Origin of the sequence: Streptomyces shenzhenensis, assembly GCF_003688995.1 — a bacterium.
GTDB lineage: Bacteria > Actinomycetota > Actinomycetes > Streptomycetales > Streptomycetaceae > Streptomyces > Streptomyces shenzhenensis_A.
In genome coordinates this window covers 506943-523332 of record NZ_PENI01000001.1, presented here as the reverse complement: position 1 = coordinate 523332, position 16390 = coordinate 506943, and the positions used below count along the sequence as shown (strand labels likewise).

The window sequence follows — 16390 nt, the reverse complement described above, 5'->3', positions numbered from 1 at the left end:
CATGAGCAAGGGTTCGCCGGGTCCCACGCCCGGATTTCTGGTGTGGCGGCTCGCCAACAAGTGGCGCGTCGCGGTCGATCGCGCGGTGGCTCCGCTGGGCCTGACCCACGCCCAGTACTCAGTGGTCGCGTCCCTGTACGGCATGCAGCGCGCCGGGGAACGGCCCAGTCAGCGCCGGCTCGCCGACCACACCGGCCTGGAGGCGCTGTACGTCTCCAAGCTGGCGCGCGCCCTGGAGTCGGCCGGTCTCATCGAGCGCACCCGCGATCCCCGTGACCCGCGCGCCGTACAGCTCGCCCTCACCGAACGGGGCCGGACCGTCACGCGGCAGGCCATCGCGGTGGTCCAGGAACTGCTTCAGCAACTGCTGGAGCCGCTCGGCGGCCTCGACGCCCCGCGGGCACGCGCGTTCACCGACGAGCTGACGACCCTGCTCGACGCACCTCTCGCGCCATCCGTACCGAACGACGAGAGCACTCAGGGGACAACGCCATGACTTCCACCGCATCCACCGCCGCACCGCTCGCCGACGCCCGCGCCCTCGGCCTGGCCCACTACGCCGCCCGCGGCGTCCTGGAGCACGTCCTGGCCCGGCACGGCGTCACATTTCAGCAGCAGATGGCGTTGCGCGCCGCCGTCACCGCCGACGCCCCGCAGACGCCGGACGATCTCATCGCCCAGGTCCGGGTCGCCCTCAAGGCCGATCCGGCCGACATCCGCGCCACGCTCGACGAACTGCTCGCCAAGCAGCTGCTCGTCGCGGACGGCGCGCATCTTCGCCCCACGGACGCGGGGCGCGAACTGGTCCCCGCGGTCAGCGCGGAGACCGCGCCCATCACCGCCCGCATCTGGGGCGGGATCCCCGCCGAGGACCTGGCCGCCGCGGGCCGCGTCCTCACCCTGGTCAGGGAACGCGCCAACGCGGAACTCGCGGCGCTGGCCAGGCCCAGGTGAGGTGTGGTTGCTTCACGGGGGTCAGCGACGGCCTTCAAGCCCTCGACGAAGGCGGCGAAGGCGGGGGTGGGGAAGGTGAGGACGGCTCGGGCGGGTGTCTTGGAGTCGCGGACGGCCATGTGGGTGTCCAGGTCGGCGACTTCCACGCAGGTCAGCGGTGGGGATGTTCCTTCAAGTCCTCGATGAATGCCCTGAAGGCGCGGGCGGGGAAGGTGAGGGCGGCTCTGGTGGGGGTCTTGGAGTCGCGCACCGAGGTGCTGAAGGGTGTCTGGGCTATCTCCACACAGGCGTTGCCGTCGCCGCTGCCGCTGTAGGAAGACTTCCGCCAATTGTCGGGAGCGATCACCGAACGCCTCACAGTTCTCTGGCCAGCTTGTGGATGAGATCACGCGACCGGTCAGGGTCGAGTGACACTGGCTCCGCTCTATGGAAATGCCCTCGGAATACGCCCAGTTACGCTTCGGATCCGATGAAGACCGTGCCGTGGGGCCGTCCCGTACGACGGTGTCCAGTTGCGGGACGGCGCTACCCGCGTACATCAGGGCGGCGCCCAGGTCGGCGAAGCGCTCCAGGTCGAAGGGGCACGTTGATCCCGTGAGGCCGCGCGACTGCCCACCGTCGTGCCCGGAGTCGTCACACGGGTGTGTGTCCGGCCAGGTAGTTGCGGACAACCGCGGAGAGGGCGGCGTCCGCGGTGTCTGTGAAGGGGGTCCAGCGGATCTCTTCCGGTGGGAGACGGGCGCCGTCCGACGGGGCCTCGGCCAGCAACTGGCACACCACGGCCGACACCGTGTCCTCCGGCTCCAGCGTCTGGGAGCCGTCCACGAGGTAACCGGTCAGTTCGTGGACGACGCGCGCCGCGGTGGCCTCGGCCGTCTCGGCCGGTTCGGGGGTGCCCGAGGGCAGCCCCCAGCCGTCCGGCCGTCGCACCAGCAGCAGCCGGCCGTCGTACCCGACGACCGCCTCCACCGTGCCCGCAGCAGCCCGCTCCAGCGTCATGGCTCGCCCTCCCTTCCCCGGCGCCGTCCCGGCCCTCCGGCCGACGAGAACCGTACAACCGGGCCCTGCTTCCCTACCCCGACCCGCACGGAGAACTCCCGCACGACGGGGTGCCGTCAACGAGTGGCGAACGTCCGACAAGCCTTGAGATGACCTCACGGAAGGTGTGGTGCGCGTCTCGTGCCGGATCACTGCGCGCGTGCTCATCCCTCGTCCTTCCCGTGCAGCTCTGCCCAGACCCGCTTGCCCCACGGCAGCAGCTCGGTACCCCAGTCCTGCGCCAGTTCGTCCACGAGTGCCAGGCCGCGCCCGTTCACGTCCCCGGGGCCCGGCATCCTGCGCTTCGGCCGCACCCTGGAGAAGTCCACGACGCCGATGCGCACCAGCGCCGCGCCGGGCCGCTCGATCGTGATCCGAATGGACTCCCGCCGGGCGTGCTGGACCGCGTTGGCCACCAGCTCGGAGACGATGACGGCCGTGTCGTCGGCCAGCTCGTCCAACTCCCAGACAGAGAGGGAGGCGCGGACCAGGCGACGGGCGGTGGCGGCGCTCTCGGGTTCTCTCGGCAGGGTCTCGCTGTACCCGGGGTGCCCTGTAGACCGAGCCCAGGTTGTGAGTTGCCGCATGTCGGTCTGCTCTTTCAGATCGGCCAAGCCCCGGGGCCGGTCGCACGGTCGCCGGGGCGCTGTGCGTTCAGGTAACCGGTGTTCCTGTTCGGGGGGAGGGGCCGTTCAGGGGGCCAGGGGAGGGGCCGGCGCGGGTAGCGTGGTAGCTGGGAGGCACTGCATGAACGACCAAGCGAGACGCGCCCAGTTCGGCGCTCACCTGGCGGGTCTGCGCAAGAGCGCGGGCCTCTCGCAGCGCTCGCTGGCGCTCCGGCTGTGCGTCACCGCCGGTATCGCCACACTGACGCGCAACGAAGTCTCCCGGTGGGAGCGCGGCGGGCGCATCCCGGATGCGTGGTTACCGCCACTCGCGCAGGTGCTCGGGGTGCCGCTGGACGGCCTGGAGCGGGGAGCCGCGCGGGCCCGGGGGGAAGCAGAGCAGCCAGGGTGCCCGGACCGGGAGCCGGACACCTACGTGCAGGACGCCGTGGGGTGGCTGCTCGCCCACGACAACCGCCACGGCGGGGATCACGTGGCGGACGCCGCCGTGCGGGTGTGGGAGGCCGAACGGGGCCGGATCACGGGTGAGGACAAGCAGCACCTCGCCCAGGTGGCGGAGATCGGGGAAGTGGCCGGGTGGCTGCTCCACGACGCCGCCCGGTTCCGCGAGGCACGCGCCACGCTCGCGGAGGCGCACACCCTGGCCCGTCTTGCCGGGGACGGCCCGCTGGAGTGGTTCATCCTGGACCTGATCGCCATGATCGACGTGCACACCGGCCGTGCCGGTGAGGCGATGGCGATCACGGACGAGATGCTGACCGGCCGCGAGGTGCCCGGCCGCGTGGCGCTCATGGCCCGCGTACGGCGCGCGCGCAGCCTCGCGCAGGCCGGAGACCGGACGCGCGCCCTTTCCGCCCTGGAGCGGGCCACAGGGGGGCTCCAGGACTCGATACAGGCCAACGACCCCGCATTCACGTGGTGGATCGACACCACCGAAGTGGGCCTGCACACCGGGGAAACGCTGCTGAGCCTCGGAGACCCGCGCGCGGCGCTGCCGCACCTCCGGCGCAGTTCGGCGGCCTCTCGCGACGGGGGCCGCCGGGAGTTCGGCAACGTGCTTGCGGAGCTGACCGCTCTGGTGCAGCTCCGAGTGTGGCGGGAGGCCGAAGCGCCGCTGCTGCGGCTCGAACCGATCTTGCGCGCGGTCACGTCGTCCCGGACCCGCGTCCGCCTGCGGTCCACGCTGCGCGCCATCGACCGGGACGCCCCGTCATGGCTCGCGGACACCGCACACGAGGTGGCGGCTGCCGGATAGGCCTTGCACAGCGGGAAGTTCCGCTCAGACAGCAACGGCCGCGCCGCAGCCGCCCCTATGCGCTGAGCAGATGTCCGTGATCGTGAAGCAAGTTGCGAACCTCGGGCACTCCCGCAAAATCCCGGAGCCGATGAAGTACGACACGAGCCCGTGACGCGGTGCGGTCGCTCGACATGTTCACCGACGCGGAGACGACACGTCGGGCTTCCTCGGCTGCCTGCTCCGGTTCGTTGGCGTCGGCAAGGGCCACGGCAAGCCATGAGCGGTACAAGACGACCTCTCGTGCGTGCGTGGCGTCGTACCGACTCAGAACGTCGGCCAACAACGGAACCGCGCGCAACGGACGGTGCAGTTCGGTGAAGACCCGGGCGTCCATCACCTCAAGCTCTTCCCTGCTCACCCAGTACGCCCACTGAGGCGCCCTGTCGTCGGCTTCTGCGAGTGCGTCGTGCGCCTGCCCGAGTGCCTGCATGGCGGGCTGCGCCTCTCCGGCGCGCGTATGAGCCCACGCCACGCGGTCAAAGAACAACGCACGCGTCTTGGCGGGGGCGTCCCGCCCGGCTTCGTCCACGGCAGCACGGGCGAGATCAAGCCCGGCGCGCTCGTGTCCGGTATTGCTGAGTTGGTAGGCAAGGCTTCCTGCGAGGTTCGCCACCAGCGGGGGATCATCCGCCTGCCGTGCCGCTTCGATCCCGATGCGATACGCGCGCTCAGCCTGTGCGTGCTGCCCGGCGTCGCTGGCGATCCATCCAGCGATCTGGGCCAGTTCGCCGACCTGGGTCAGCAGTGCGCCGGCGACGGCTTCCGTGTGTGTGCTCTCGCGGTACAGCCGCATTGCCGCATTGAGTTCCCGGAATACGGGCGCCAAGAGGTCGCCCCCGGCCAGTACGTCGTCAGCGAGCCGGAAGCCGTGCACGCGGGCGGCGAGGCGTGCCACGTCATCGCCGCCGACGCGGCGGCCGATCGGGGTGGGCAGTGGTGTGAGTGCATCACCGGGCGGGATCAGCTCCGCGAGGACCACGGCGGCCCCGAACGGAGTTGCTTCCAACTCACCTCGGGCGTAGGCAGCGGCCCGTTCCAGCTCTACGGCAGGAGCTCCCAGGACTTCCGCGATGAACGGGAGCCAGGAATCCGGAATGCGTCCTCCGCGCTCCCATCGGGAGACGTCGTTCCGCGTGAGTGACTGCGTGTCCGAGACGATGCACAGCATGGCGGCAAGCTGCCTCTGACTCTTATGAGCATCGTGCCTCAGCCGTGCCAAGTACGCCCCGAACTGCCGTCGCCGTGCATCCTTCATCCGTCGGCCCCCTCTCCCTTCGAGTGTGGCCCCTCCCTGGCCCCCTGCGCGGCTCCTCTCCCGGTTCTGCCCCGAACGATTCGATGGAGCTTCCGGAAATGCCGGACCCCCGCGACCGTGGCCAACGCTTTGAGGGAGCGCCGACACGTGAAAGCTACAGCCCGCCCGCCTGCCGCGGCAGGGCAGGAACAAACCCCGCCGGACGTTGCCACGATGCGGGCCACGGCGGCCCTGCTGCTCGGCCCGGGGCCGCAGGCGAAAGCCGTACTCGTGCCGGCCCGCCGTGCCGGAGGGCAGTGATCGTTCACATGTGCCGTGTCTGCGAGGAGACGACCACCGGCCTGGGCGCCGCCGTCCACCTCGGTCATGAGGAGGCCGCCAGCGGGCCGGGCTGGGCGTACTGGGCGCATCCCGGCTGTGCCGAGCTGGCGCCTCCGGGCTTCGCCTCGGTCGCCGTGGCCTGTGCCCATGCGAGGGCCGTGTACATGCAGTCCCGGAGGCAGAAATCACCGTGAGGGCTGCCGTGAACCGGCGGCGCCGGCCGCACCGGGTTCGTCACTATCGGCGTCGAGTCCGGTGAGCGCCTGCGTGACGCGGCCTGGGTCGCCACGCGGCGCGCGCTCGATCTGCTGATCGAGCAGTACGAAGCCCACGACGATCGCACCCGGCGTCTCACCCGCCTGATCGTGAACACGCCGCCATTGGCAGCCCGCCACCGGGAGAAGAACGCCCGGTGGCACGAAACTGCTCCGGCCCGAGATCGCCCGCGCTCGCGGCTGTCCTGGACCGCGCCATGGGGAGACGCCCCACGCACCGGCCCGCCCCACCACAGGTGACCCCAGTTTGTACGGCGACGGTGCCCTAAGAGCCGCTCAGCCCGGTCGAGTTGTCCGCGAACTCCCCCGGAAGTGTCCGCGCTCGGTAACAGACGCATCCCCTGGCCACCGCCCCTCGTCCTGTCATGTGGCCGGAGGCGACCAGGACCGGCGAGGAACTGCGGGAGAGCGGGGCGGGGATGACACGGCACGGCGCCAAGCGGGGTTGGTACGGCAAGATGGTCGGCGCGGCGTTCGGGGTGACGGTGCTGGCCGCCGGTGCCTCGGTGTGGACCGCGCAGGCCGGAGCCGTCGGCAGCCCGTCACCGCATGCCGCCGCGTCGGCCGCACCGGTCAGCGAGGTCACGCCGGTGGACGTGACCATCGCGCACTCCTCGGACAAGGGGGAGAACGGCGTCAACATCACCATCGACGACGGCCCCGACCCCGTGTGGACCCCTCAGATGCTGGACGTGCTGCGGGAGTACGGGGCGAAGGCCACGTTCTGCATGGTGGGGACGCAGGCACAGGCCCACCCGGACCTCGTGAAGAAGGTGGTGGCGGCCGGTCACCGGCTGTGCGACCACACGGTGTCGCACGACACCACCATGGACACCAAGCCCCAGGCGTACCAGTCGCAGCAGATGCTCGACGCCGAACGCATGATCACCGAGGCGTCCGGGGGCGTACGGCCGATGTACTACCGGGCACCCGGCGGAGCCTTCACCCCCTACAGCCGCAAACTGGCCGCCTCCCGGGGCATGCGCCCGCTCGGCTGGAACGTGGACACCAAGGACTTCGAGCGGCCGGGCGCGGACGCCATCGTCGCCACCGTCGAGCGGGAACTGCCCAACGGGCCGACACTCCTCTTCCACGACGCGGGCGGTGACCGCTCCCAGACCGTCGACGCCCTGCGCCGGATCCTCCCCCGGCTCAAGGAACAGGGCCGCTCCTTCGGCTTCCCGGTGCGCTGAGCCGGACGGAGCGTGCGGGCTACGCAGGTGCCGGCTTGCGGGCGAGGACGAACGCCCGGGGGAGTCTCTGCTCGGCCTCGGGCTCGCGTACGAGGCGGGCGCGGGGCTCCAGCCCGGCGGCGGTGAGCAGACCGCAGACGGTCTCCGGGGTGCGCCAGTGGTAATCGAGTGAGATCTCGTGGCCGTACCGCTCGGTGAGCCGCGTACGGCCGTCCGCCGCGCCCGACTGGAAGCCCAGCAGCACCTGGCCGCCGGGCACCAGCGTGCGGTGGACCTCCGCGAACACGGCCGGCAGGTGGTCGTCGGGCACATGGATGGTCGAGTAGAGCGCGAGCGCGCCGCCGAGGGTCTCGTCCGGCAGGTCCAGGCGTGTCATCGAGCCGACGTGGAAGCGGATGCCGGGGTGCGCCGCCCGGGCGAGCGCGACCATGCGCGGGGAGACGTCGATCCCGAACACCGGCACGCCCAGCGCGTGCAGCCGCGCGGTGACGTATCCGGGGCCGCTGCCGAGGTCGGCGACCGGGGCGGGGCCGTTCGCCCGCACCAGCTCGGCGAAGGCGGTGAGCTGGGCCACATCCAGCGGGCTCTCCCCGAGCCCGTCCGGCACGTGGGCCGTGTAGTCCCGGGCGATGGTGTCGTAGGCGGAACGGGTGGCCTGAAGGAAATCCGGGGTGGAGTCGGTCACGTAGGCGCAGGCTACCGGCGCCGCGGCGCCCGGGGCGGAGGTTTCGGTGGGTGGACGTTCCCGGCCCGGCGGAGGCCGGACGTGGTATCCGTGGAGGGAGAAACCACCGGGTTCATGATCGACACGGTCGGCGGACGGGCGAGTTTACCCACCTTTGTCGACAGCTATGCGCCCAGTGGTCAGAATATCTTCGCCTGACGGGCTGAAGTTTTGTTGATCGAGGGGCAGTTGACCGGTCGGTCGGCCTACCCTTCAGAGGGTGAACCAACTGATGTCCAGAGAGTCCGAGGCCGAACTTCCCGAGGGTGCCGTGCTTCCCGGCACGCTGAGCGAGGCGCTCTACGCCGAGCTGGTGGCGTTCCGGCGCGACCTGCACATGCACCCCGAACTCGGCAACCAGGAGTTCCGTACGACCGCGGCGATCAAGGCCCGGCTCGAACAGGCCGGACTCGAACCCCGCGTCCTGGCCCTCGGAACCGGTCTCGTCTGTGACATCGGTGTGGGGGAGGGGGCCGCCCCCGGGCCCGTTCTCGCGCTGCGCGCCGACATCGACGCCCTGCCCATCCCGGACACCAAGAGCGAGTGCGCCTACCGCTCGACCGTGCCGGACCGCGCCCACGCCTGCGGGCACGACGTGCACACCACCGTGGTGCTGGGGACCGGGCTGGTCCTCGCCGAGCTGCACCGGCAGGGGCTGCTGCCGCGGCCCGTCCGGCTGATCTTCCAGCCCGCCGAGGAGGTGCTGCCCGGCGGCGCCGCCGACGCCATCGAGTCCGGCGTGCTCGACGGGGTGGGGCGGATCATCGCCGTGCACTGCGACCCGCGGGTGGACGCCGGCCGGATCGGGCTGCGGGAGGGCGCGATCACCAGCGCCTGCGACCGGCTTGAGGTGGCCCTCGACGGGCCCGGCGGGCACACCGCCCGGCCCCATCTCACCACCGACCTGGTGACCGCCGCGGCCCGAGTCGCCGTCGACGTGCCCGCGCTGGTGGCCCGGCGGGTGGACAGCCGCGGCGGGCTCGCCGTGACCTGGGGGCGGATCGAGTCGGGGCACGCGCCGAACGTGATCCCGCAGCACGCCGAGCTGTCCGGCACGGTGCGCTGCCTGGACCTCGCGGCCTGGCGGCTGGCCCCCGACGTGGTGCACGCCGCCATCGACGAGATCGCGACGCTGCACCGGGCGAAGTCGGAGATCACCTATGTGCGCGGGGTGCCGCCCGTCGTCAACGACCCGGCGATGACCGAACTGCTGCGCGACGCCATGGTCGCCCGGCGCGGCGCGGAGTCCGTCGAGGGCACCGAGCAGAGCCTCGGCGGCGAGGACTTCTCCTGGTACCTGGAGCAGGTGCCGGGGGCCATGGCCCGGCTCGGCGTGCGCCCGCCCGGGGAGCGCCAGGTGCGCGATCTGCACCAGGGCGACTTCGACGTGGACGAGTACGCCATCGCGGTGGGCGTGGAGCTGTTCACCGCCGCCGCTCTGCTCGACGCGGGACGGTAGCGGCCCGCGGACCGAAGGGGTGCCGGATCGGCACCCCTTCGTCCCCTTGTGTCACCCGGGCGTAACCCGTGATGCATGGTTGTAACCCAGGGGCGGCACGAATCGATAACGGCCGGGTGCAACCCCGTTCCCCTCCCCTTCTACGCGCGTTACTGTGCGCCGAAATCGCCACCAGAGGCGGCACATAGGGGAAGCAGCGGACCGGTGACGGTGCCGTGGGGACGAAGGGGTGCTTGCTGTGCGTCTGAACTCTCGGAGGACGAGGTTCTCCCAAGTCGCGGTGGCCGTCGCGGTCGTCGCCCTCGCGGCCGCCGGATGCGGCAAGTCGAGCAGCGATTCCGCGGGCTCGTCCGACGACGGCACGTACGCGGGCAAGGGCATCGGCCTGGCGTACGACGTCGGTGGCAAGGGCGACCAGTCGTTCAACGACGCCGCCTACGCCGGCTTGCAGAAGGCGGAGAAGGAATTCAAGATCGGCGGGCGGGACATCGAGCCGCAGGACGGTGAGTCCGACGCGGACAAGGTGCAGCGCCTGGAGACGCTGGCCAAGCAGGGCTACAACCCGATCATCGGCGTCGGCTACTCCTACGCCCCGGCGGTGAAGGAGGTCGCCGTGAAGTACCCGAAGGTCACCTTCGGCATCATCGACGACGACACCATCAAGGCGAAGAACGTCGCCGACATGGTCTTCCATGAGGAGCAGGCGTCGTATCTGGCGGGCGTGGCCGCGGCCAGGACCACCAAGAAGAACCACATCGGCTTCATCGGCGGCGTGGACATCCCGCTGATCCACAAGTTCGAGGCCGGGTTCGTCCAGGGCGCCCAGTCCGTCAACCCGAAGATCAAGATCGAGAAGCAGTATCTGACGCAGACGGCCCAGGAGGGCGGCTTCTCCAGCCCCGACAAGGGCAAGGACGCGGCCAACGGTCAGGTCGAGGCGGGCGCGGACGTCGTCTATCACGCGGCCGGTCTCTCCGGCCAGGGTGTCATCCAGGCCGCGGCCGAGCACAAGGTGTGGGCGATCGGCGTCGACTCCGACCAGTACGGGCAGAGCGCGCTGGCCGAGTACAAGGACTACATCCTCGGGTCGGCCCTGAAGAACGTCGGCGGTGCCGTCTACGACCTCACCAAGTCCGTCGTCGACGGCAAGCCGCTCAGCGGCGAGGTGCGCGGCGACCTCGAGTCGGGCGGGGTGGGCTTTGCCGACAGCAACCCCAAGTACAAGGCGATGACGGACGTCGTCGCCGCCGTGGACAAGGCCAAGCAGGACATCATCGACGGCAAGGTCACCGTCGACACCCAGTGATCCCGCGGAGCTGACCGCGGCCGGCCGGGCCGCGCGGACATCGTCCCAGCGTGCGCCCCTTGCCACCCGCAAGGGGCGCACTGCTGTGTGTCGATACGGCCGCGACTGTGGCCACAGCTCGGTAACGGACCGGACAGAAGGGGTTTTCCGTCCCGTCTACGCGCGTTACGCTGCGGCGGAATCAGCGCCTGGAATGGGCGCTTGCACGAAGGAGTCTCGTTCCATGCGCCGGGTGTCCCGTATCGCGGTTGCAGGCGTTGCAACCGCAGCTCTCGCCGTCACCGTTTCCGCCTGCGGCAGCTCGTCCACCTCGTCCAAGGGCGGCGGGGAGTCCAAGGGTATCGGCCTGGCGTACGACGTCGGTGGCAAGGGCGACCAGTCGTTCAACGACGCCGCCTACGCCGGCTTGCAGAAGGCGGAGAAGGAATTCAAGATCGGCGGGCGGGACATCGAGCCGCAGGACGGCGAGTCCGACGCGGACAAGGTGCAGCGCCTGGAGACGCTGGCCAAGCAGGGCTACAACCCGATCATCGGCGTCGGCTACTCCTACGCCCCCGCCGTGAAGGAGGTCGCCGCGAAGTACCCGAAGGTCACCTTCGGCATCATCGACGACGACACCATCAAGGCGAAGAACGTCGCCGACATGGTCTTCCACGAGGAGCAGTCCTCCTACCTGGCGGGCGTGACCGCGGCCAGGACCACCAAGAAGAACCACATCGGCTTCATCGGCGGCGTCGACATCCCGCTGATCCACAAGTTCGAGGCGGGCTTCGTCCAGGGCGCCCAGTCCGTCAACCCGAAGATCAAAATCGAGAAGCAGTATCTGACCGAGACGGCCCAGGAGGGCGGCTTCTCCAGCCCCGACAAGGGCGAGAACGCCGCGAACGGCCAGATCGACGCCGGTGCCGACGTCGTCTACCACGCGGCCGGTCTCTCCGGCCAGGGCGTCATCAAGGCCGCCGCCGAGCACAAGGTCTGGGCGATCGGCGTCGACTCCGACCAGTACGAGCAGTCCGCGCTGGCCAAGTACAAGGACTCCATCCTGACCTCGGCGCTGAAGAACGTCGAGGGCGCGGTGTACGACCTCGCCAAGTCCGTGATCAAGGACAAGAAGCCGCTCACGGGCGAGATCCGCGGCTCCCTGGACAACGGCGGCGTGGGCCTCGCGGACACCAACCCGACCTTCCAGGGCGACGCCGGCCTCCAGGCCGCGCTCAAGAAGGCCGAGGACGGCATCAAGAGCGGCAGCATCCAGGTCAAGACCTCCTGACCGAGGGCCCCGGCATTGTCCGGGGCATGGTCAAAAGAGGGCTGTAATGGCAGCGTTACGGCCACGGAACGGGGTGCGGGGAGGATGACCTCTCCGTGCCCCGTTCGCACGGCAGAATGCTCGGAACGGATCGAGTGAAAGAGTGTCGATCGGTTCCGAGCACTATTTAAAGTAGGGGCGCTACGCGCGTAGATCGGCCCCTTTCCCAAGGAGAGTGCGCCATCGACGCGTCCAGCAGCCCTCCGCTCACCGCTCCGTCGACCGCCGCGGTGGAGCTCGCAGGCATCACCAAACGATTCCCGGGTGTCGTCGCCAACCACGACATCCACCTGACCGTCCGCAAGGGCACCGTGCACGCCCTCGTCGGTGAGAACGGCGCCGGCAAGTCGACCCTGATGAAGATCCTCTACGGCATGCAGAAGCCGGACGAGGGCACCATCGCGGTCGACGGCGAGCAGGTCGCCTTCGGCAGCCCCGCCGACGCGATCGCCCGCGGCATCGGCATGGTCCACCAGCACTTCATGCTGGCGGACAATCTGACCGTCCTGGAGAACGTGGCGCTCGGCAGCGAGAAGCTGTACGGCATCGGCGGCGCCGCCCGCAAGAAGATCAAGGAGATCTCCGACCGGTACGGCCTGGGCGTCCACCCGGACGCGCTGGTGGAGGACCTCGGCGTCGCCGACCGGCAGCGGGTGGAGATCCTCAAGGTCCTCTACCGCGGTGCCAGGATCCTGATCCTCGACGAGCCCACCGCCGTCCTCGTACCGCAGGAGGTCGACGCGCTCTTCGACAACCTGCGGGAACTCACGGCCGAGGGCCTGTCCGTCATCTTCATCTCGCACAAGCTCGGCGAGGTGCTGTCCGTCGCGGACGACATCACCGTCATCCGGCGCGGTACGACGGTCGGCACCGCGATCCCCGCCGAGACCACGGCGCGCCAGCTCGCCGAGATGATGGTCGGCAGCGAACTGCCCACCCCGCAGACCGCCGAGTCCACCGTCACCGACCGGGCCGTGCTGGAGGTCGAGAACCTCACCGTCCAGGCCGGCGGCACCGCCCTCGGCGCCGAGCCCGAACCCGCCGGCGAGGCACTCACCGGCTTCGCGGACGCGGGCGCGGCCAAGCGCGTCCTCGACGACGTCTCCTTCACCATCCACGCGGGCGAAATCATGGGCATCGCCGGCGTCGAGGGCAACGGGCAGACCGAGCTGATCGACGCGCTGATCGGCACCAAGAACGCCGACTCCGGCCGGATCCGCTTCCTGGGCGAGGACATCACCCCCTGGCCCACCCGCAGGCGCCGCGAGTCCGGCGTCGGCTACATCCCCGAGGACCGCCACCGCCAGGGCCTGCTCCTGGAATCCCCCCTGTGGGAGAACCGCATCCTCGGCCATGTCACCGAGAAGCCCAACGCCAAGGGCTTCTGGCTCGACCCCAAGGGCGCCCAGGCCGACACCCGCCGGATCGTCGAGGCGTACGACGTCCGCACCCCCGGCATCGACGTCACCGCGGCCTCCCTGTCCGGCGGCAACCAGCAGAAGCTGATCGTCGGCCGCGAGATGAGCCACGACCCGAAGTTCCTGATCGCCGCCCACCCCACGCGCGGTGTGGACGTCGGCGCCCAGGCGCAGATCTGGGACCGCATCCGCGAGGCCCGCCGCGCGGGACTGGCCGTGCTGCTGATCTCCGCCGACCTGGACGAGCTGATCGGCCTGTCGGACACCCTGCGGGTGATCTACAACGGCAGGCTGGTCGCGGACGCCGACCCGGCCACCATCACCCCGGAGGAACTCGGCTCGGCCATGACGGGTGCCACCTCCGGTCACCTCGAACACGCAAGCGCCGGTCCGGAGGACGAGGCCCGATGAAGAAGTTCGACAAGGAGCGGGTGCTCCTCGCGGTGGCCGGACCGGTCATCGCGCTCGTCCTCGCGATCGCGCTGACCTCGATCGTGCTGCTCGCCTCGGGGAAGAACCCGTTCGAGCCGTACCGGCTGATGCTGGAGCAGCTGCCGTACTCGGACATCCAGGTCCTGATCATCAACCAGGCGTCCCTGTACTACATCGCCGCCCTCGCGGTCGCCCTCGGCTTCCGGATGAACCTGTTCAACATCGGCGTCGACGGCCAGTACCGGCTCGCCGCCGTTATGACCGCCATCGTCGGCGCGAACGTCGCCCTGCCGGGCTTCCTGCAGATTCCGCTGCTCCTGCTGGTCGCCATCTGCACCGGCGCCTTCTGGGCCGGCATCGCGGGCGTCCTCAAGGTCACCCGGGGTGTCAGCGAGGTCGTCGCCACGATCATGCTGAACTCCATCGCGACCTCGCTCATCGGCTATGTCACCCTCGCCGACGTCTGGGGCGTCCAGGTCGGCAACAACATGACGACCGGCGTCATGGAGAAGTCCGGCTGGTTCCCGGGCATCGACCTGGGGGCCGACGCCGGCGAGATCTACGGCCTGGTCTTCCTCGCCGTCCTGCTGGGCGTCCTGTACTGGATCGTCCTCAACCGCACCCGGTTCGGCTTCGACCTGCGCGCCACCGGCGCCTCCGAGACCGCCGCCGCGGCCTCCGGCGTCAACGCCAAGCGGATGGTGCTGCTCTCCATGCTGATCTCCGGCGCGGTCGCGGGCCTGTCCGGCCTGCCGCTGCTGCTCGGCGACACCCACACCTACAGCCTGAGCTTCCCGGCGGGCCTCGGCTTCACCGCCATCGGCATCGCCCTGCTCGGCCGCAACAACCCCGGCGGCATCGCCCTCGCCGCCCTGCTGTGGGCCTTCCTCGACAAGGCCTCGCCCGCCCTCGACTACGCGACCCCGGTGGCGTACGAGAAGGAGATCGCCACGATCATGCAGGGCCTGATCGTCTTCGCGGTCGTCATCTCGTACGAGGCCGTACGCCAGTGGGGTCTGCGCCGCCAGCAGCGCCAGGTCGGTGCCGAGCTGGCCGCCGCCGCCCAGAACGTCAAGAAGGAAGAGGTGGCGGCCTGATGAGCACCGCGACCGTCGCGAAGCCGAAGGCGAAGCAGCCCGCCAAGGGCGGCCGCCGTCTGTCGCTCCCGGTACTCCTGCTGGTCATCGCGGGTGTCCTGGTGCTGACGTCGATCGTCCGCCTGGTCACCGGCGCGGACGGCATCACCTCGACCGGCCAGATGTCCACCGCCCTGCGCCTCGCCGTGCCGATCGGGCTCGCGGGCCTCGGCGGCCTGTGGGCCGAGCGCTCCGGTGTCGTCAACATCGGCCTCGAAGGCATGATGATCCTCGGCACCTGGTTCGGCGCCTGGGCCGGCTACCAGTGGGGCCCGTGGACCGGTGTGCTCTTCGGTGTGATCGGCGGCGCCCTCGGCGCCGTGCTGCACGCCGTCGCCACCATCACCTTCAACGTCAACCACATCGTCTCCGGTGTGGCCCTCAACATCCTCGCCCTCGGCACCACCCGCTATCTGTCGAAGTTCACCTTCGCCGACGCGCCGCAGGGCTCCGCCAAGCAGTCCCCGCCGATCAGCTCGCTGGGCACCTTCGACATCCCCGGCCTGTCCGGCTGGCTGGACACCCTCAACCAGAAGCACTGGTTCCTGGTCTCGGACATCGCCGGACTGCTCGGCGGGCTGGTCACCGACCTGTCGCCGCTCACCGTCGTCGCGGTGGCGCTGGTGCCGATCAGCTGGTGGGTGCTGTGGCGCACGGCCTTCGGCCTGCGGCTGCGTTCCTGCGGCGAGAACCCGGTGGCGGCCGAGTCCCTCGGCGTCAACGTCTACAAGTACAAGTACATCGCGGTGATCATCTCGGGCGGCCTCGCGGGCCTCGGCGGCGCGTTCCTGTCCATCGTCGCCTCGAACGTGTACCTGGACGGCCAGACCGCCGGCCGCGGCTACATCGGCCTCGCCGCGATGATCTTCGGCAACTGGATGCCGGGCGGCCTCGCGCTGGGCGCCGGCCTGTTCGGCTACACCGACAGCCTCAATCTGCGCGGCGGCACGGTGAACGTGCACGCGCTGATCCTGCTCCTCGCCATCCTGCTGGTGTTCGGCGCGGCCTACCTCGCCTGGCGGAAGAAGTACGTCCCGGCCGTCGTCACCGCCGTGGTCGCGGCCCTGATGTTCGTCTGGTACGCCACCACCAACGAGGTCCCGCGCCAGCTCGTCACCGCCACCCCCTACCTCGTCACCCTGCTCGTGCTGTCGCTGTCCGCGCAGTCCCTGCGGATGCCGAAGGCGGACGGCCTGCCGTACCGGAAGGGACAGGGCAAGTGACCGGGCCCGCCGCCGTCGACTGGGAGGCGCTGCGCGCCGAGGCGCGGGAGGCCATGTCCCACGCGTACGCCCCCTACTCGGGCTACCCGGTCGGGGCGGCGGCCCTGGTCGACGACGGGCGCACGGTCTCCGGCTGCAACGTCGAGAACGCCTCCTACGGTCTCGGCCTGTGCGCCGAGTGCGGGCTGGTCTCCGCGCTGCGGCGCACCGGGGGCGGCCGGCTCACGCACTTCACCTGCGTGGACGGCACGGGCGCCCTGCTCGTGCCGTGCGGCCGCTGCCGCCAGCTGCTGTACGAGTTCGGCGGACCCGGCCTGCTCCTGGACACCCCCGAGGGCGTCCTGCCGCTGTCGCGGATGCTGCCCCAGGCCTTCGGCCCCGACCACCTCACCAAGTAATTCCCGTGCGGCCCCTCCGACCTCGC

17 protein-coding genes and 1 pseudogene are annotated in these 16390 nt (G+C 70.4%); 12 read left to right on the top strand and 6 right to left on the bottom strand.

What is annotated here, in order from left to right; all coding sequences use genetic code 11:
- Window position 1: 1 nt before the first annotated feature.
- Together CTZ28_RS02230 and CTZ28_RS02225 are read left to right on the top strand one after the other, a co-directional pair.
- The gene (locus CTZ28_RS02230; protein WP_121887457.1) at window positions 2-496 is read left to right on the top strand and encodes a MarR family winged helix-turn-helix transcriptional regulator; all 495 of its coding nucleotides are present in this window, start codon (window positions 2-4) and stop codon (window positions 494-496) included.
- Window positions 493-954, top strand: a complete 462-nt coding sequence (locus CTZ28_RS02225) for a helix-turn-helix domain-containing protein (protein ID WP_121887456.1) — start codon at window positions 493-495, stop codon at window positions 952-954. Before CTZ28_RS02230 ends, CTZ28_RS02225 begins: the two co-directional genes overlap by 4 nt.
- Window positions 955-998: 44 nt before the next feature.
- Here CTZ28_RS02225 and CTZ28_RS47960 read toward each other — a convergent pair.
- The 4 genes and pseudogenes from CTZ28_RS47960 to CTZ28_RS02200 all read right to left on the bottom strand — a co-directional run.
- Window positions 999-1100, bottom strand: a pseudogene (locus tag CTZ28_RS47960) (DUF397 domain-containing protein); the annotation flags it as partial.
- Between the two features lie 5 nt (window positions 1101-1105).
- Window positions 1106-1300, bottom strand: coding sequence for a DUF397 domain-containing protein (locus CTZ28_RS02215; protein WP_121887455.1), 195 nt, complete (start codon window positions 1298-1300; stop codon window positions 1106-1108).
- A 287-nt stretch (window positions 1301-1587) separates the two neighbouring features.
- Window positions 1588-1953, bottom strand: coding sequence for an NUDIX domain-containing protein (locus tag CTZ28_RS02205; protein ID WP_121887454.1), 366 nt, complete (start codon window positions 1951-1953; stop codon window positions 1588-1590).
- Window positions 1954-2156: 203 nt separating this feature from the next.
- The gene (locus CTZ28_RS02200) at window positions 2157-2579 is read right to left on the bottom strand and encodes an ATP-binding protein (protein WP_121887453.1); all 423 of its coding nucleotides are present in this window, start codon (window positions 2577-2579) and stop codon (window positions 2157-2159) included.
- Window positions 2580-2739: 160 nt separating this feature from the next.
- Here CTZ28_RS02200 and CTZ28_RS02195 point away from each other — a divergent pair, with 160 nt between their 5' ends.
- Window positions 2740-3873, top strand: coding sequence for a helix-turn-helix domain-containing protein (locus CTZ28_RS02195; RefSeq protein ID WP_183154214.1), 1134 nt, complete (start codon window positions 2740-2742; stop codon window positions 3871-3873).
- Window positions 3874-3928: 55 nt separating this feature from the next.
- Here the strand turns inward: CTZ28_RS02195 and CTZ28_RS02190 are convergent, their stop codons facing one another.
- Window positions 3929-5170, bottom strand: coding sequence for a helix-turn-helix domain-containing protein (locus CTZ28_RS02190; protein ID WP_121887451.1), 1242 nt, complete (start codon window positions 5168-5170; stop codon window positions 3929-3931).
- Window positions 5171-5466: 296 nt separating this feature from the next.
- Here CTZ28_RS02190 and CTZ28_RS02185 point away from each other — a divergent pair, with 296 nt between their 5' ends.
- A complete protein-coding gene (locus tag CTZ28_RS02185) occupies window positions 5467-5685 on the top strand; it encodes a hypothetical protein (protein WP_121887450.1) in 219 nt (72 codons plus the stop codon).
- Between the two features lie 500 nt (window positions 5686-6185).
- Window positions 6186-6959 carry a polysaccharide deacetylase family protein gene (locus CTZ28_RS02180; RefSeq protein WP_183154241.1) on the top strand — a complete coding sequence of 258 codons (774 nt, stop codon included), beginning with the start codon at window positions 6186-6188 and terminating at the stop codon, window positions 6957-6959.
- A 19-nt stretch (window positions 6960-6978) separates the two neighbouring features.
- Here CTZ28_RS02180 and CTZ28_RS02175 read toward each other — a convergent pair whose 3' ends face one another.
- The gene (locus CTZ28_RS02175) at window positions 6979-7644 is read right to left on the bottom strand and encodes a class I SAM-dependent DNA methyltransferase (RefSeq protein ID WP_121887448.1); all 666 of its coding nucleotides are present in this window, start codon (window positions 7642-7644) and stop codon (window positions 6979-6981) included.
- Between the two features lie 271 nt (window positions 7645-7915).
- Here CTZ28_RS02175 and CTZ28_RS02170 point away from each other — a divergent pair, with 271 nt between their 5' ends.
- The 7 genes from CTZ28_RS02170 to CTZ28_RS02140 all read left to right on the top strand — a co-directional run bounded on the left by CTZ28_RS02170 (window position 7916) and on the right by CTZ28_RS02140 (window position 16364).
- Complete coding sequence (locus CTZ28_RS02170; RefSeq protein ID WP_121887447.1) at window positions 7916-9142, top strand: amidohydrolase; 1227 nt, start codon at window positions 7916-7918, stop codon at window positions 9140-9142.
- A 280-nt stretch (window positions 9143-9422) separates the two neighbouring features.
- The gene (locus CTZ28_RS02165; protein ID WP_121887446.1) at window positions 9423-10448 is read left to right on the top strand and encodes a BMP family lipoprotein; all 1026 of its coding nucleotides are present in this window, start codon (window positions 9423-9425) and stop codon (window positions 10446-10448) included.
- Between the two features lie 223 nt (window positions 10449-10671).
- The gene (locus tag CTZ28_RS02160) at window positions 10672-11718 is read left to right on the top strand and encodes a BMP family lipoprotein (protein ID WP_121887445.1); all 1047 of its coding nucleotides are present in this window, start codon (window positions 10672-10674) and stop codon (window positions 11716-11718) included.
- 221 nt (window positions 11719-11939) lie between these two features.
- Window positions 11940-13586, top strand: a complete 1647-nt coding sequence (locus tag CTZ28_RS02155; RefSeq protein WP_121887444.1) for an ABC transporter ATP-binding protein — start codon at window positions 11940-11942, stop codon at window positions 13584-13586.
- The gene (locus tag CTZ28_RS02150) at window positions 13583-14704 is read left to right on the top strand and encodes an ABC transporter permease (RefSeq protein WP_121887443.1); all 1122 of its coding nucleotides are present in this window, start codon (window positions 13583-13585) and stop codon (window positions 14702-14704) included. The genes CTZ28_RS02155 and CTZ28_RS02150 overlap by 4 nt, the downstream gene beginning before the upstream one ends.
- On the top strand, window positions 14704-15966 hold the full coding sequence (locus tag CTZ28_RS02145; protein ID WP_121887442.1) for an ABC transporter permease: 1263 nt from the start codon (window positions 14704-14706) through the stop codon (window positions 15964-15966). The genes CTZ28_RS02150 and CTZ28_RS02145 overlap by 1 nt, the downstream gene beginning before the upstream one ends.
- A complete protein-coding gene (locus CTZ28_RS02140; RefSeq protein WP_121887441.1) occupies window positions 15963-16364 on the top strand; it encodes a cytidine deaminase in 402 nt (133 codons plus the stop codon). Before CTZ28_RS02145 ends, CTZ28_RS02140 begins: the two co-directional genes overlap by 4 nt.
- Window positions 16365-16390 lie beyond the last annotated feature (26 nt).

Coding starts and splice junctions, on each gene's coding strand:
- CTZ28_RS02230 (WP_121887457.1), top strand. CDS start 2: ATGAGCAAGGGTTCGCCGGGTCCCACGCCCGGATTTCTGGTGTGGCGG.
- CTZ28_RS02225 (WP_121887456.1), top strand. CDS start 493: ATGACTTCCACCGCATCCACCGCCGCACCGCTCGCCGACGCCCGCGCC.
- CTZ28_RS02205 (WP_121887454.1), bottom strand. CDS start 1,953: ATGACGCTGGAGCGGGCTGCTGCGGGCACGGTGGAGGCGGTCGTCGGG.
- CTZ28_RS02200 (WP_121887453.1), bottom strand. CDS start 2,579: ATGCGGCAACTCACAACCTGGGCTCGGTCTACAGGGCACCCCGGGTAC.
- CTZ28_RS02195 (WP_183154214.1), top strand. CDS start 2,740: ATGAACGACCAAGCGAGACGCGCCCAGTTCGGCGCTCACCTGGCGGGT.
- CTZ28_RS02190 (WP_121887451.1), bottom strand. CDS start 5,170: ATGAAGGATGCACGGCGACGGCAGTTCGGGGCGTACTTGGCACGGCTG.
- CTZ28_RS02180 (WP_183154241.1), top strand. CDS start 6,186: ATGACACGGCACGGCGCCAAGCGGGGTTGGTACGGCAAGATGGTCGGC.
- CTZ28_RS02170 (WP_121887447.1), top strand. CDS start 7,916: ATGTCCAGAGAGTCCGAGGCCGAACTTCCCGAGGGTGCCGTGCTTCCC.
- CTZ28_RS02160 (WP_121887445.1), top strand. CDS start 10,672: ATGCGCCGGGTGTCCCGTATCGCGGTTGCAGGCGTTGCAACCGCAGCT.
- CTZ28_RS02150 (WP_121887443.1), top strand. CDS start 13,583: ATGAAGAAGTTCGACAAGGAGCGGGTGCTCCTCGCGGTGGCCGGACCG.
- CTZ28_RS02145 (WP_121887442.1), top strand. CDS start 14,704: ATGAGCACCGCGACCGTCGCGAAGCCGAAGGCGAAGCAGCCCGCCAAG.